Here is a 14,313-nt window from a genome sequence, read left to right on the forward strand (position 1 = left end):
CCGCATGTCTATACGGATAAAGCTTGTGCCAGTCCTGCTTATTGCATTATTTTTTTTTCAGCGGGATGTCGCAGCTGCGGACTCTGTACGTTCTCGCTATGTGGATAACAGGTCCACGGGTTTTATACTGGATAGTCAAGGGAGATGTCTCAGAGTTGGCGTGGACAATGAGTTCCGCGTCAGCGAACCTTGCCCCTGGTTTACCGTGCCATATTTTGTTGGAGATACTATCGGTGATGCACAAACAAAGCTGAACGGTGAAATAAAAAAGAGCATACTAAATTCAAATAAGCAGCCATTAAATAAGCAAACACTGGTCAATTTCGATGAAAGAACAAAATTAGACAATGACGATATCGTCATACGGCAATGTTATAGCAATAAAAAAGACCAACTCGACGAGGCGTCAAATAACGCAGCGATTGGTGTACTGGTCGGCAGACGCGTACCAGACTTGAAAGGGAAAACCGAGGCCGAGGCGGACCTGCTTCTTGTTGAGGGACATTTCGGTAAAACCGTCACTTATGCCGCAAATGCAGGTCCTCCAGGTGGAGAAATTCAAGCCTGTCCCGATTGCGGAAAAATACTCCCTCAATATTCTAATGTCGCGATGACTGTTGCGAAAACAGTTATTCCAGATCTGACGCAGAAAACCTTGAAGCAGGCGCAGGCGATATTAAAAGATAAGAAATTGGATGCTGTATTTACGTTGACAGATGACAGGAGAGATAAGCCGGACGACGCAAAGATAGAATTCCAGTTCCCTCGGGCTGGCGAACAACTGCCCATAACGAAAGAAGGCCAGAAGATATATCTCACTTTTCCTCCACTTTCCCAGGTTTCATTACCTGATGTCACAGGAGACTTTAGTAGCGCGATTGAAAAATTAAAAACTGGGGGCTTCCCTGTCGCGTTCGGGAACTTGTCCATGTTTGAAAAATGGGCGGTGAAAGGTCAAGATCCGATACCAGGTTTGGTCAAAGCTGGGTCTGCGGTCACATTGACTGTCCTTCCATGGATATGTGAACGTTCTGTGACGGTCCCTCATTTGCATACGTTGAATTTTTCCAGTGCCAGGCAAATTCTGGAGTCGGTCCAACTAAAAATTCAGCGTATTGCCAGCGGCAAGTCAACTGATAAGGATGATAAGGTCATCGGGCAATTTCCTGTTGCTGGTGAAAAGGTATGCCCAGGAACGATGGTTTATGCGGTAACGCCGGTCGATGTTGGAGCGACGATCTATGTGGACGTGGCATTCTACCTGGAAGTAACGGAGTATCTGACGATACTAGCAGGGAGGTCTGAGTGCGAAGTTCGTACTTCGACACAAACTGAAAAAATAATTTATGTCCCAGTGCATGACTATATTTTTGTCGCGACGCTGATCGGTGGCGGTTTGATAGGTGTCGCTGGCATGGCCTTGCTTTCGCGCCGTTTGCGCACTCGTTCCCTGATAGATGAAGATGAGGATGCCCCGCTTATCTCATTGCTGATGGTGAACAAGAATCCAAAATTTCATGTAAGACCGGTTCTTGACTGGGGCGTGCAAACCATAGGGCCAAATAATAACTATGAATAATCCACACCTGGCGCTGGCTGATATTTTCAAGGCAGAAAGAATCTCTGCAGATCGTTTCCTGGACATTGAAACACAGGACGGGCTACTATTGAAGGCAGAGGTGGAAAAGTATTGTCGCTCACTCAGTTGGCCAGAAACTGTTGCAGGTACGCGTGCAGGAATAGCGGGAGTACTTAAGATTGGTGTAAAAGAAATTTTTCGGCGGGCTATGCAAGCAATGCCTTATCCTCAATTCGCGCTGAACGAAACACTCAGTTTTGAATCCATTCATCATCCCTCGCTCAATATTTTGCTGGACGGTCAATTTTCCATTGTCATTCCCCTGGTGATTCGGGTGCAGATGAGTGCCCAGGTGATGGCGATGGAATACGCAGACGCAAACGAAACTACGTTCATAATCACTCTTGGTATCTGCGAAGTACAGGGGACTTTAATGAATCATGCACTGCAGTTGCTTGCAGTCCCCTTGCTCCAAATTCCTATTCGTGAACCTTTGCTTATTTCTTCAGGTACGAGCTAGGTTTTTATAATCCGGGAAGTTGATCCAAGGCTTTTGACGCAGTGCCTTGGAGCGGTAAGCAAGAGTTACCCCAAACTCTTCTCATACTCCCTCGGCGTCATCCCCACCAACTGCCTGAAATCCCGCACAAAATGTGCCTGGTCAAAGTAACCCAGTTCCTGCGCCAGGTCAGTCCAGCTCAGGGTCTTGCCTGCCTGCACCTGGGCCAAGGCTTCATGCAGGCGGTAGCGTTGTATTACCCACTTGGGGCCTATGCCCACGTATTTCTGGAACAAGCGTTGCAGGCTGCGTTTGTCCGTGCCAGCGATTGCCATCACGTCTTCCACGGTGACGATGCTGCGGTCTTGTTCTATTTGCGTCAGCCAGGTGCTAATGTGGCTGACTTGTTCATCGGCTGGTGGCAGGTGGCGCAGCAAGAAAGCTTCTGCCGCAGTGCACATGGCTTGTACATCATTTGCCGCCAGTATCTGTGCGCAAAAATCTGCGCCATCCTTGCCAAAGCAGTCTGTTACGTCTATCGATGTATTGCCCAGTTGTGCCACTGCCTGCCGGTAAAACGGGAAAAAACCACCGGGCTTGAACTTGATGCCGAATACTCTTTCTTTACCCCGCAAAGTGCGCATGAAGCGCCCGCTGTGCACACCATAGATGCGCGCCTCACCATGCTCGACAACAAGGTGCACATTCGGATGTGGCAAGGTGGCTTGTTCTTGCGAAGGCAGGCCGCGCAAATCCCATGCGACATACCAGTAATGCGCCACCAGATCAGCCAGCGCGGGCGATGGGCGTTGGCGATGGTGCTGGAATTCACCTTCGCTAAAGGCCGGGCGCAAGACGCCGCGTGCCGGGCCAGGATCTTGGGATTCAGGCTGTTTCATTTTTTGCTCATCGTTTGTAGCTTGGTTTGCGGCTTGTCGCGTTTTTACTATCATGTGCGGTTTGGCTCTGGTGTAATCCTGCTTATGCAATTTTTAAATCAGGAACTGGGATGAAAACAATTTTATCGAGGCTATCCGGCATTGCCGTCATCAGCACAATCTGCCTGTACACTGGCGCATCTCAGGCGCAAACTGCCGCATCCCCATCCACCATTGTAAAGGAGCAGCGCATGCAACATATGCAACAAGTTAATGGCAAATTCGAAGTCAAACTCAGCCCGCAAGCTGCTGCACCTGGCATAGAAGCCGCCAAACTGGGCCGCATGACGATAGACAAGCAATTCCATGGTGAGCTGCAAGCCCATAGCCAGGGTGAAATGATGTCGGCCATGGGTGAAGTCAAAGGCTCGGCAGGCTATGTTGCCATAGAAAGGGTGACGGGTACTTTGCTGGGCAAGAAAGGCAGTTTCGTCCTCATGCACACTGGTCTCATGAACCGTGGTCAACCGCAGTTAACGATACAGGTCGTGCCTGATTCTGGTACCGATGAGCTGACTGGCATCAGCGGTACCATGGCGATAGATATCAAAGAGGGGCAGCATTTTTACAGTTTTGATTTTAGTTTGCCTTGATTTAGCCTTGATGCGGCTGCAGATGTAGTTGAAATAACTGGAAATTTCTGATTGGCCTGCTATGATGGAAATCGTCCTATTCAGAGTTCATTTAACATGTCCAAAGACGTCAAAAATCCCCGTCTGCACCTCGTATCTGGCATTTGCTTCATGCTGTCCAGCCTGATTTTCCTGGCGTTGGCCTTCCAGTCTGTCGAAAGCCAACAAATAGCCAAATTCATTGCAGGTGGCTTGTTTGCCCTTAACGCCTTTTTGCAATTCAAGGCTTACTCCAGGAAAAAACACCTGTCTGCTTGACGATAAGTAGGGTGCGCCGTGCGCACCGTCTCTTAACCGTTTCTTAACTGATCCCCCAACTGATGAACCAAGTGTAAGCGGTGCGCGTGGCGCACCCTACCGGGTAATTGCTTGTGAGCTGTATTACAATCGACGTTCTGATCAACGTAAATTAAACCCATGCGCCCCGGCTGGAACCCCACTCGCAGAAACAAACACGTCGGCACCAAAGCCCACGGCCACGGTAACGATAACCGCATGGTCGTGCCCGAAGCCTGGGGCGAAATTTATTATGAAAAGCTCGATACGCATGTGCTGGTCAGGCGCGATATTGCCGGGCGCGAAATGCGTTTCTTTGTCGAGCCAAGCCGGGCTGACTGCTTTTATGCCTGCAGCATAGATGATATCTGCAGAGTACTTGAGCATTGCCCGGCAGAAGCTTTATCCGCTTTTGATTTCATCGTACTGCGCCAGCCCACGCGCAAACAACGCATCCTGAGTCCCGCATGGGGGCGGGCAATATTCTCATTTGAGATACGCCAGCAACGCGGCGCAGCCATCGTCATTGAAGCGCATAATCTGGCTGGCTATCAGTGGGGGAAGCACTTCAACCAGGAAGAGTTGCGAGAGCTGGCGCGTTTGCAGCAAGATGGCCACACCATCATCCGCAGCCGCCAGGGCTACGCAATTTCGCCTGATGCCCAGTCCATGCGCAATACCATTTTGTACCGCACACTCTTGCATGAGATAGGCCATCATGTTGACTTCAATCGCAGTACCTTGGAAGAGTGGGATAGCAAGACCAGGTCCACCAAAGAAGACTATGCACACCGCTTTGCGACGGAATTGTATGCCAGGCTGGGGCAACTGGCTGTAGTGCCGTTTGCACCCATACTTGATGAAGCTGCGATGGCACGGGATGGGCTTGACCTTGCATGGTTTTGTCCGCCTGCTCCGGTAGATTTTGAATCATAGCCATAGCCATAAGCGTAGCCGTAACGTAAGGCGCATTGTAATGCGCCGCATGTCATCGTTGTGTACAGCAAAGATTACATCCCACGGTAGGCTGAATATGCATGCGGCGCATCACTATGCATCTCCCGTTACGGTTGCGCCACAGCCTTGACCTGCGATGTTTGTTGGTTTCGTAGGGTGTGCCGTGCGCACCGTTTTTGTATGCGACGACGGTGCGCACGGCGCACCCTACCCGGTGATTTTCTGTTCATCAAAAATACCTGACCCATGCCTTCCCGCTTTGCCGTTTATAACGGGCAAAGGCGCGGCAGGGGTAATACAGCACGGGTATCAAGACCACAGAAATCAGCCAGACTTGCCAGACATGATCCACACCAAATCTCTGCCCATGGTTGGCACCGAATGTAGCAAGCATCATCTTCTGCAATGCAAGTAAGACATACAGATGCAGCAGGTAATAAAACATCGGTGCGCCACCAAACACGCTGGCAATGCGGCTTAACTTGCCAGGATATTTTTCCAGCAAGGCTAAATAGCACATGCCTATGCCCAGCGTCAGCAGGGCAAAGTCCAGCGAGGGTGGGTACTTGGTCAGGTTGAAGAAAGACATCAGCGTCAGCAGGCTGTTGCCATGATATTGCCAGGGCTGGGTTTCGCCATAGCCATTCACAACGCGCAGCAAGGCAAACAAGAGCAGGGCAGTGATGCCCAGGATAGTCAGCAGGCGCTGGCGGCGATGTGCGCTGATGCCTGTCGCATACAAACGGCCAGCAACATAACCCAGCAGGATGATGCCTATCCACGGTAGCAGAGGGTAGCTGACCTTGATGTTGATTGCCGCGTCGCTGATGAGATAGCCACGATGCAGCAACAAAGTCCACAAGGCATACGATGCGGTGCCGGGTGCAAAACTAAGGTCAGCCAGGGCATTGTGCCCGGTCACGATCAGCAAACCCAGAATGCCCAATAGCAGCGGCGGCAGCTTGTGCAACAATCCCAGGGTGATCATGGCAAGGCCGATAACCCAGATCACTTGCAGGTAAATCGTCGCAGGCGGAAATTGCCCGGCCCAGGCGAAATTGACTAGCGTTAGCTCCAGCGCTACCAGCAACAAGCCGCGCTTGATCAGAAAACTACTGGCATCGCGCGGGCCAGAGTCACGCGGCCCAGATGGCGGGTTTGCATACAGCCATGCCGACAAGCCAGTAAGGAATACAAACACCGGTGCACACAGATGTGCCGCCAGCCGCGTGAAAAACAATGCAGGCGCAGTCTGGCCCACATCCATAGGGTCGCTGACTTGCTGATGCAAAAAGAAAGTCTCGCGCACATGGTCAAACATCATGATCATCATGACCAGGCCACGCAGCGCATCGATGCTGTTGATGCGCTGGCTGGTTTTTTGAGCCGCCATGTCCATCAGAATTGCTGATGCAGAGTGAGGCTGACATTGCGCTCCGTGCCAGGTGCCACCCACAACTGGCTATACGAACTGGCGTAATAACGCTTGTTGAACAGGTTATCCACATTCAGCGACACCCGCGTGGTTTTGCTCGGGCTGTAAGATGACATGAGTTTCACCGTTGTATAGGCTGGCAGCACAAAGCTGGAAGACACCGCCACATCACCCAGGCGTTCACCCACATAATTGATACCTGCACCCACGCTGGCCCTGGCTGTGCCTATGGTGAATAACTGGCTCAGGATGAGGTTGGCGCTATGCTTTGCGACATTCGGAAAACGGCTGCCAGTGATGATGGTGTTGTCGCCTTTGGTCACGGTCGCATCGGTGTAGGCATAGGCGGCAGACAGGCGCAGGTCAGTGGCGATGTCGCCCGCCACATCCAGCTCCAGCCCCTTGCTACCCACTTCACCTGCCGCAATCGAGAAATCGGTATTGGCTGGGTTAGTGGTCAGCACATTGCTTTTCTTGATACGGTAAAGCGCAACGGTGGCGCTGGTCTTGTTGTCTGGCGTATCAAACTTGAGGCCCACTTCATAAGAGCGGCTTTCTTCTGCCGGGAAGGCGGTGTTACTGATGCTGATGCCGCTATTCGGGCGAAAGCCTTTTGCGACATTGGCATACAGCGATATGCCTTTCATGGGCTGATACACCAGGCCAGCACGCGGGCTGGTGGCACCGAGTGACTGGCTGCTGGCGACAGATGCGCGGTAATTGGTCAGGGTCTGGTCATAATGGTCGCTGCGCAAGCCTAGCAACGCCTTCCATTGCGTACCCAGATCAAGCTGGTCCTGCAGGTAGAGGCCACGTGCACGCTGGTTTTCCAGAGTGTTGACAGATAGCGTCAACGGGTCGGCAGTCTTGCCATACGCAGGATTGTAGATGTCGATGGCATAGGCATTCGTAGCCGATGGATTGCGACGCAACTGCACGCGGCTGTCATCAAACTGGTAGGTATCCACACCCATTAAGACATGGTGCTTGATTGCCGCAGTATCAAACTTGCCCACCAGTTCCACCCGCGCAGATTTGTCCGTCGCAGAAAAATCACGGTAGCGGCGCTGGCGGCGCAAAGTGCGTTCATCTGCCAGCAGATTATTTGCCTCGGTGGAGTAGCCATTGAGTGCACTATCGCGATAAGACAAGCCACTTTGCAGCGACCATTGCTGGTTGAAATCATGCTGCACAAACACCTGGTGTCCCAGAGATTTTACTGTCATCAAGCCATCTCCTGGCTCACCCAGAAAACGTGAATTGGGTATCAGGCCCAGCTTGCCATTCACGGCCAGCACGCCGCGGTCAAACGGTGTTTTTTGTTCACTGGCTTCAAGTTCATACGAGAGTGTCGTGCGCTCACCTATCAGCCACACCAGCGAAGGCGAGACAAAGCTGTGCTTGCTGCTGATGGTGTCGCGGTAGCTGTTACCCTGTTCTGCTGCGGCATTGATGCGGTAGGCGATGTTGTCGCTGACCGGCCCGGTCAGGTCGGCAGCGATGCGGTAAGTCTGGTGGCTGGCCAGCGTCAGGTCAACATCATACTCAGGTTTGAAGCGCGGTTTCCTGGTCATGATATTGACCGTACCACCGGGTTCACCACGGCCATACAGGGCCGATGATGGCCCTTTCAATATCTCGATTGATTGCGTACTCGCAGTATCGCGCAAGCCATTGTAGCCACGGCTGGAACTGAAACCATTGACCATGTAATCAGACCCAAAATTAGGGTCGCCGGTAAAACCGCGCATGGCATAGCTGTCCCACAAACCACCCAGATTGCTTTGCCGCGCAATGCCGCTGGTCAGGTCCAGCGCATTGTTGAGGCTGGTGACGCCATTGTCCTTGAGCAGGTCAGCCGTCAATACCCGCACGCTTTGCGGCAGGTCAGCCAGCAAGGCATCGGTCTTGGTGGCACCGGTGGCGGAGATGCTGCGGTAGTTTTGTCTTTGGGCTTTGATCAGGACTTCGGGATTTGTTTGTTCTTGGGCCTGGGTGAGGACGGGGTAGGTTGCAGCGATGAGGAGGCTTAGGTGTTTGTAGTGCATGGGGTTCCTGAGGGAGAAAAAATTAAATAGTTGGATGAATTGGGACGGATGGTGGAATATCGTAGGTTGGGCTACGGTTTACCAGCCCAACACTCGGCGTTTAAATGACGTATACGTTTGTTGAGGCCCAGTGTTGGGCTGATGAACCGTAGCCCAACCTACGCTCCGGCCCAACCTCCGAGATTTTCTCTGTGCTAGCTCGGTGTCTCTGTGGTGTAGCAGGGATTTCGTGCGGCATGCCGCACGCCTGCGTAACGAAGACTGCTTGCAAGCAGTCTTTCCTTCCTCTGTGTTGAGCGGTCTTAAAGTTTGAAGCCCTACTTCGCATAAACATAAGCCTCCACCTTCATCCCCTTGAGGCGATATCCCGCACTACCCATGGACGTATCACTACGCGTCGTCTCCAACACACCGCTGACCCATACCGCGTCCATCATCTGTATCTTGGCGGGTTTGTCGAGCACCACGTCGATGATCTGGTTCGCAGGCGGTGGCGGGGTGTGGATGCAGCCGCCGAAGTAGGGGACGAGCAAGAATTCGCGCAGCTTGCCGCGTTCGCCATCCAGAGGCACGATGAAGCCGGGTATCTTGATGCGCGTGCCATTGAGGTTTGCCTCGACCGGGGCTTTGTCCCAGGCTTCGCGCATGGTTTGCAGGGCGGCCATGGCGCGTGGGTCACCATCGTTGAGGAAGTTCATGTCCAGGTTCTTGAAGTCCTTGCCCGGGTCCCAGTTCTTTGGGATCAGGGCTTCCCAGCGGATTTCCTTGTAGCTTTCGCTGGCAGCAGGCGCGGGTGCAGGCTTGCTGGCGGGCGCTGGTGCTCCTGGCGCTGCTGATGCCGCAGCCTTATTCTGCGGCAGCCTGTCCCCCACCTTGTATTGCCCGCTGGGCTCCGCCGCTTTGGCTGTCATCAACAGCCAGGCAGTCAGCATGAATAAAATACAGCAGGCGCTGCCCAGCCAGAACTGGTAAGCAAAGCGGGATTGATGTTTTGGTTTCATCGTTGTTCTCTCATTTTCACAGACGCGGCATTAAGCCATCAGCCAGCGAATTACGGTAAGCCAGCCATGCCGGTACCAAACTGGTGAGCATGCCCATCAGCACCACCAGGCCTAGCAATGGGATTTCTGTTGCATTGAGAATGCCGGGTTTGATGAGAATGCCGTAATGCATCTGTACCCAGTCCTTGCCCGCCAGCGTCAATACATCAAGCAGGAGCAGGCCGCTGATGGCACCGGCAATGGTCAGGCCCAGGCTCTCAGCCATTAGCATCAAGAACAGGTGCCCCGGCCCGGCACCGGCAGAACGCAAAATCGCCAGCTCACGCCTGCGCTCATTGAGGCTGGCCAGCATCACCGCCAGCAAACCTGCACTGCCCAGCACCACCAGCAGGGACGACATCGCCAGCAAGACCCGTTCAATGATGCTGATGATTTGCCACAACTGATCCAGCGCCACGCCCGGCAGCACGGCCAGCAAGGCATCTCCATTTTTTGTATTGATTTGCCTTTGCAGGCGAAACACCATGCTGCGCTTGTGCAGGCCCACCAGCACGGCAGTAATTTCCTTGGGTTGCAAATCAAACTTGCGTGCATGTTCTGCCGCGATAGAAAAACCCGGCACGGGTGCGCCGCCTTGCCAGTCAAGATGGATAGCCTGCATGGCTTGCAGGCTGATATGCACGCTTCTATCGACTGGCGTGCCGGTGCGTGCCAGTACACCCACCACCTTGAAAGGTTTGTCGGCATGCTCAGCCAATGCAGCATCGCCAGTACCATGAGTGAGCGTGATTTTTGTGCCGACCTGATAGCCCAGATTGTCTGCCACATCTGCCCCAATGACGGCATCAAACAAATGATCTGCATCCCCGGCAAAAACCCGCCCCGCTCGCAGTTGCAAGCCTTGCGCATCACCATAGCGAAAACGGCTGAAATAATCTGGCGTGGTACCCACCACCGCAAAGCCGCGATGCGAGTCACCCAGCGACAGGGGCACGGCCCAGGCCACGGCCGGGTCATGCAGCAAATCCTGGTAACTTTGCCAGGAAATATTATTGGTCGCCGCACCGATACGAAACACCGCATACAGCATCAGTTGCACCGGGCTGGTACGCGCACCCACGACCAGGTCAGTGCCCGAGATGGCATGCGAAAAACCCTCGCGCGCATCATTGCGCAGCCTCTCAACCGCCAGCAGCAGGCAGACCGACAGGCTGATGATAAACAGCATCAGGCCCAGTGTCAGGCGGCGGTTCCAGGCGCTTTTGCCTGCCAGTCGCAAGAAGTAAAATAACTGCGAAAATAACTCCGAAAATAACTGCGAAAATAACTGCGAAAACATCAGTGCTGCTCCACGCGGTTGATTTTTTGCAAGTCCAGCTCACGGCTGAACTGGCTTGCCAGCCTGTGGTCATGGCTGACAAACAGCAGGCTGCTGCCATGGCTGGCGCATTGCTGCAAAATGAGTGCGATAAAATCTTTTTGCCTGTCGGCATCCAATGCCGATGTAGGTTCATCAGCGATGATGATTTCTGGCTGGCCTATCAGCGCCCGCGCCGCCGCCACGCGCTGTTGCTGGCCTATGCTCAGTCCTGTGACATGGCGCTGGTACAGGTGGGCATCCAGCCCCAGGGTACTTAGCAAGGCAATGGCCGCCTCGCGCGGGCTGCCATGCACTGCACTGGCACGTTGCTGCCGCCGCACCGACAGGCGGCAAGGCAGCAAGACATTTTCCAGCATCGACAGATAAGGGATGAGGTTGAACTGCTGGAAAATAAATCCCGCATGATCCACGCGGAAGCGGTCACGCGCTGCGCCAGACAAGGCACCCAGCTCACTACCGAGTACCGTGACCTGCCCACGCTGCGGCGTGATGATGCCACCCGCCAGCGACAGCAGCGTGCTCTTGCCACTGCCACTGGGGCCGTACAGGAACACGCTTTCACCCTTGCTGATGCTCAAGCTTTCTATGTCCAGACACGCTGCCTGCCCGGCCTGCCAGCGAAACTGAACGTTGCGCAGGCTCAGTGCAGGGCTGCTGTCTTTTTCTATTGCTGACATCACCATGCCAGCATGCGTTGTTTTGGTGTCAGTGTTGCTGCCACCTGCCCACGCGCGCCTGCCACTTGCACATCGACCTTGTGTATCGCCGGGAAGGCATCAAACAAGCTCAGTTGCAGCGACTTCAATGCGGCGACTTTGGTGCAGGCATATTCATATTCAGCGTGCAGGTTTGCATGTTCATCCTTGGCTGTACTGGTAGCTTGTAAAACAGGCGCAACTACTTTCACCGTGACTAACTGACAGTCTGCCTCTGCATTGAGTTTCAATAAAGTATCCGGCTTTTGCATGAGATCAAGCAAAGCCTTGGCGGCCTGTTTTTGCTTGTCCGTGCGCGGCGCATGTTCAAAGCCGAGCAGGTTATCCAGGGGGCTGCCAAATTCCAGCGTCAGCCTGTTTCCATCCTGCGCCAGCAAGACAGTCGCGCTGCCGTGTACATGGGCTTCATGGGCGTTGCTATTGATTGCTATCGCTTGCAATGCAGCGAGCAGGGTGAGGGGGATCAGTTTGTTCATACTAAAGCCTCCACGTGCGCTGTGATCGCGTGGTTGGCTTCCTCGGCTTCCTCGTCTTCGCCATCATCCACTTCCATCCATGATGGGAAAGGATCCTCATAGCTGGCCCAGTTTGCTGAACCCTGCGCCATTTCTGCATTCGTCAGCAGACAGGCATCCAGCGTTGCTTCTATCGCCGTCTGATCCATATCAACGCCAATGAACACCAGCTCCTGGCGGCGGTCACCGAATGGCTCTATGCACTTGCTTAAAATATGCTGCTGGTAATCTGCATCCTGCGGCCACTCTGCCTTGCTGACGGCAGACCACCACAAGCCCGCTTCATGGTGACGGCAAATGCCACCCGCCTGTGACCATTCGCCTGCGATATCCATGCGCGTCGCCAGCCAGAAATAACCTTTTGACCGCACCACACCCGCAAAGCCCTGATGTATGCAAGACCAGAAACGCTGAGGGTGAAACGGCCTGCGCGCGCGGTAGGCAAAGCTGCGTATGCCATATTCTTCACTCTCAGGCACATGCTCGCCGCGCAATTCCTTGAGCCAGCCCGGTGCGGCAGATGCCTGTTCAAAGTTGAAGCGGCCCGTGTTCAATATCCGCTCCAGCGGCACATTCGAAAAACTGCAAGGCACGATATCTGCACGCGGGTTTAGCGCCTGCAAGATCTGGCTCAGCCTCTCAAACTCGGCAGCACTGACCATGTCAGCCTTGTTGAGGACGATGACATCGCAAAATTCTATCTGCTCGACCAGCAGGTCAACCACGGTGCGCTCATCCTCTTCCCCCATGGAAGTGCCGCGCTGGTTCAGGCTGTCGCCAGAGGCATAGTCGCGCAAGAAGTTATACGCATCCACCACCGTGACCATGGTATCGAGCCGCGCAATGTCAGACAGGCTGCGGCCTTCTTCATCTCTAAAGGTAAAAGTCTCCGCCACAGGCATGGGTTCAGAAATGCCGGTCGATTCAATCAGCAGATAATCAAAGCGCTGTTCACTGGCGAGGCGCTGGATTTCTATCAGCAAGTCTTCCCGCAGGGTGCAGCAGATGCAGCCATTGCTCATCTCGACCAGCTTTTCATCCGCCCGCGACAACTCGGCCCCACCTTGCCGCACCAGGTCTGCATCGATATTTACCTCTGACATATCATTGACAATCACTGCCACTCGCTTGCCTTCACGGTTGTTGAGGATGTGATTTAGCAAGGTAGTTTTACCTGCACCCAAAAAACCGGAGAGTACGGTGACGGGCAAGAGCGTGGGGTTTGGCATGATGAATCCTGTGTCTGGGTTTGGTTAGGCTGGCGATGCGCTATTTAGTGTTGATAGAGGATCGCAATTCAGGCCAGTTTTTTTCAAGGGAAGAAGCGCTGGGGACATGACCTCGTCTGCATTTGTAAATGCAACTTTGTTGCATTATTGGTTTAAAAAAACAGACTGAAATCAGTCTGTACGTATCCTGGTATTTCACAATTTTCCAACTCTGAGCCGCGTGCATATAGACTTGCGTGCAGCTCAGCAGCTCAGCAGCTCAGCAGCTCAGCACCTCAAGCAAACAGGCAGCATCCGCCATGCATCTGGCCTGCACATGGTTTATTACTTCAAGTCTATTTGCAACACAATTGCATTTTCAGGATCATAAAGTAATTCAAATTATTTTGCAACAGTGTTGCAATAAATGAAGATGTTTGTTATTTGCTTACGGAAAAATGGCGGCGTACCTTAGTAGGAACGGCTTCAGCCGAGAACAGGTGCCAGCATGGGCCGTATCCGTTAATCAAATACCGTAGTGATTCTTCGCGGCTAAAGCCGCTCCTACAGATAGACGCTGTACCGAAAAATAGTCAAAATGCGTGCGCGATGGTGGGCTTTATGAAAGCGAAGTGAGGCATGCTCTAATGCTAGCTTTTCCGAAGTCGCAATAGCGCAAACGCAAAGTTCGTTGCATGATTTAAGTTTGTGTCTTTTAAAAATATTTGAGCGAAGACAATGATTGCATGTTTCGATTTACTTGGTTTAAGCTTGTTGGAGCACGAGCATACAAAAAAGTGGTTAATTTAATTGCCTTAAGTAAAGATAATCGTACATATGATCGATCAATCCTCTCAGCATAAATTACTGGAAAATTTCCAAGACGACAGAGCCACGTATTTGAAATTTTGTGAATCAATGGCAAAACTTTTCACAACACTTCTCGGGAATGCCGGGATCAAGGTGCTTTCAGTGACTTCTCGGTGCAAGGATATTGATAGGGAATGTCTGATTAAGTTCTAATTTTCTTCAATTTCAAAATCATGTTCAGGCAAAAGCATGAAATGCGTTGCAGGAACATGATGATCTTCATAAATTGGGGAACATCTCCCCCATCTGTATCAGTTC

13 protein-coding genes are annotated in these 14,313 nt (G+C 52.8%); 5 read left to right on the top strand and 8 right to left on the bottom strand.

The window, feature by feature from the left end; all coding sequences use genetic code 11:
- The first annotated feature begins 4 nt into the window (after positions 1–4).
- Both ACO0LD_RS23985 and ACO0LD_RS23990 read left to right on the top strand, forming a co-directional pair.
- Positions 5–1,579 carry a PASTA domain-containing protein gene (locus tag ACO0LD_RS23985; protein WP_423010697.1) on the top strand — a complete coding sequence of 525 codons (1,575 nt, stop codon included), beginning with the start codon at positions 5–7 and terminating at the stop codon, positions 1,577–1,579.
- Positions 1,572–2,099 carry a hypothetical protein gene (locus tag ACO0LD_RS23990; protein ID WP_423010698.1) on the top strand — a complete coding sequence of 176 codons (528 nt, stop codon included), beginning with the start codon at positions 1,572–1,574 and terminating at the stop codon, positions 2,097–2,099. The genes ACO0LD_RS23985 and ACO0LD_RS23990 overlap by 8 nt, the downstream gene beginning before the upstream one ends.
- 65 nt (positions 2,100–2,164) lie before the next feature.
- Here the strand turns inward: ACO0LD_RS23990 and ACO0LD_RS23995 are convergent, their stop codons facing one another.
- On the bottom strand, positions 2,165–2,977 hold the full coding sequence (locus ACO0LD_RS23995) for a DUF6597 domain-containing transcriptional factor (protein WP_423010699.1): 813 nt from the start codon (positions 2,975–2,977) through the stop codon (positions 2,165–2,167).
- 110 nt (positions 2,978–3,087) lie between these two features.
- Between ACO0LD_RS23995 and ACO0LD_RS24000 the strand changes: the two genes are divergently transcribed.
- The 3 genes from ACO0LD_RS24000 to ACO0LD_RS24010 all read left to right on the top strand — a co-directional run bounded on the left by ACO0LD_RS24000 (position 3,088) and on the right by ACO0LD_RS24010 (position 4,860).
- Entirely contained in the window at positions 3,088–3,609 is a 522-nt protein-coding gene (locus ACO0LD_RS24000; protein WP_423010700.1) for a DUF3224 domain-containing protein, read from the top strand.
- A gap of 96 nt (positions 3,610–3,705) precedes the next feature.
- A complete protein-coding gene (locus ACO0LD_RS24005; RefSeq protein ID WP_423010701.1) occupies positions 3,706–3,906 on the top strand; it encodes a hypothetical protein in 201 nt (66 codons plus the stop codon).
- 159 nt (positions 3,907–4,065) lie between these two features.
- Entirely contained in the window at positions 4,066–4,860 is a 795-nt protein-coding gene (locus ACO0LD_RS24010) for an ImmA/IrrE family metallo-endopeptidase (RefSeq protein WP_423010702.1), read from the top strand.
- Positions 4,861–5,110: 250 nt separating this feature from the next.
- Here ACO0LD_RS24010 and ACO0LD_RS24015 read toward each other — a convergent pair whose 3' ends face one another.
- The 7 genes from ACO0LD_RS24015 to zigA all read right to left on the bottom strand — a co-directional run bounded on the left by ACO0LD_RS24015 (position 5,111) and on the right by zigA (position 13,206).
- Entirely contained in the window at positions 5,111–6,280 is a 1,170-nt protein-coding gene (locus ACO0LD_RS24015) for a DUF1624 domain-containing protein (RefSeq protein ID WP_423010703.1), read from the bottom strand.
- Positions 6,280–8,364: a TonB-dependent siderophore receptor gene (locus tag ACO0LD_RS24020; RefSeq protein ID WP_423010704.1), complete on the bottom strand. Its 2,085-nt coding sequence runs from the start codon at positions 8,362–8,364 to the stop codon at positions 6,280–6,282. The genes ACO0LD_RS24015 and ACO0LD_RS24020 overlap by 1 nt, the downstream gene beginning before the upstream one ends.
- Before the next feature lie 317 nt (positions 8,365–8,681).
- A complete protein-coding gene (locus tag ACO0LD_RS24025; protein ID WP_423010705.1) occupies positions 8,682–9,365 on the bottom strand; it encodes a DUF3299 domain-containing protein in 684 nt (227 codons plus the stop codon).
- A 16-nt stretch (positions 9,366–9,381) separates the two neighbouring features.
- The gene (locus ACO0LD_RS24030; protein ID WP_423010706.1) at positions 9,382–10,704 is read right to left on the bottom strand and encodes an ABC transporter permease; all 1,323 of its coding nucleotides are present in this window, start codon (positions 10,702–10,704) and stop codon (positions 9,382–9,384) included.
- Positions 10,704–11,423: an ABC transporter ATP-binding protein gene (locus ACO0LD_RS24035; RefSeq protein WP_423010707.1), complete on the bottom strand. Its 720-nt coding sequence runs from the start codon at positions 11,421–11,423 to the stop codon at positions 10,704–10,706. Before ACO0LD_RS24035 ends, ACO0LD_RS24030 begins: the two co-directional genes overlap by 1 nt.
- On the bottom strand, positions 11,423–11,938 hold the full coding sequence (locus ACO0LD_RS24040) for a DUF2796 domain-containing protein (RefSeq protein ID WP_423010708.1): 516 nt from the start codon (positions 11,936–11,938) through the stop codon (positions 11,423–11,425). The genes ACO0LD_RS24035 and ACO0LD_RS24040 overlap by 1 nt, the downstream gene beginning before the upstream one ends.
- Positions 11,935–13,206, bottom strand: a complete 1,272-nt coding sequence (gene zigA / locus ACO0LD_RS24045; protein ID WP_423010709.1) for a zinc metallochaperone GTPase ZigA — start codon at positions 13,204–13,206, stop codon at positions 11,935–11,937. Before zigA ends, ACO0LD_RS24040 begins: the two co-directional genes overlap by 4 nt.
- Between the last annotated feature and the right edge of the window lie 1,107 nt (positions 13,207–14,313).

This window comes from Undibacterium sp. Ji83W, from assembly GCF_049340385.1.
GTDB lineage: Bacteria > Pseudomonadota > Gammaproteobacteria > Burkholderiales > Burkholderiaceae_D > Undibacterium.

What these genes read in the sequence shown, in the direction of transcription:
- ACO0LD_RS24015 (WP_423010703.1), bottom strand. Translation starts at nt 6,280, where the DNA reads ATGGACATGGCGGCTCAAAAAACCAGCCAGCGCATCAACAGCATCGAT.
- ACO0LD_RS23990 (WP_423010698.1), top strand. Translation starts at nt 1,572, where the DNA reads ATGAATAATCCACACCTGGCGCTGGCTGATATTTTCAAGGCAGAAAGA.
- ACO0LD_RS23985 (WP_423010697.1), top strand. Translation starts at nt 5, where the DNA reads ATGTCTATACGGATAAAGCTTGTGCCAGTCCTGCTTATTGCATTATTT.
- zigA (WP_423010709.1), bottom strand. Translation starts at nt 13,206, where the DNA reads ATGCCAAACCCCACGCTCTTGCCCGTCACCGTACTCTCCGGTTTTTTG.
- ACO0LD_RS24000 (WP_423010700.1), top strand. Translation starts at nt 3,088, where the DNA reads ATGAAAACAATTTTATCGAGGCTATCCGGCATTGCCGTCATCAGCACA.
- ACO0LD_RS24020 (WP_423010704.1), bottom strand. Translation starts at nt 8,364, where the DNA reads ATGCACTACAAACACCTAAGCCTCCTCATCGCTGCAACCTACCCCGTC.
- ACO0LD_RS24040 (WP_423010708.1), bottom strand. Translation starts at nt 11,938, where the DNA reads ATGAACAAACTGATCCCCCTCACCCTGCTCGCTGCATTGCAAGCGATA.
- ACO0LD_RS24025 (WP_423010705.1), bottom strand. Translation starts at nt 9,365, where the DNA reads ATGAAACCAAAACATCAATCCCGCTTTGCTTACCAGTTCTGGCTGGGC.
- ACO0LD_RS24030 (WP_423010706.1), bottom strand. Translation starts at nt 10,704, where the DNA reads ATGTTTTCGCAGTTATTTTCGCAGTTATTTTCGGAGTTATTTTCGCAG.
- ACO0LD_RS24005 (WP_423010701.1), top strand. Translation starts at nt 3,706, where the DNA reads ATGTCCAAAGACGTCAAAAATCCCCGTCTGCACCTCGTATCTGGCATT.
- ACO0LD_RS23995 (WP_423010699.1), bottom strand. Translation starts at nt 2,977, where the DNA reads ATGAAACAGCCTGAATCCCAAGATCCTGGCCCGGCACGCGGCGTCTTG.
- ACO0LD_RS24010 (WP_423010702.1), top strand. Translation starts at nt 4,066, where the DNA reads ATGCGCCCCGGCTGGAACCCCACTCGCAGAAACAAACACGTCGGCACC.
- ACO0LD_RS24035 (WP_423010707.1), bottom strand. Translation starts at nt 11,423, where the DNA reads ATGTCAGCAATAGAAAAAGACAGCAGCCCTGCACTGAGCCTGCGCAAC.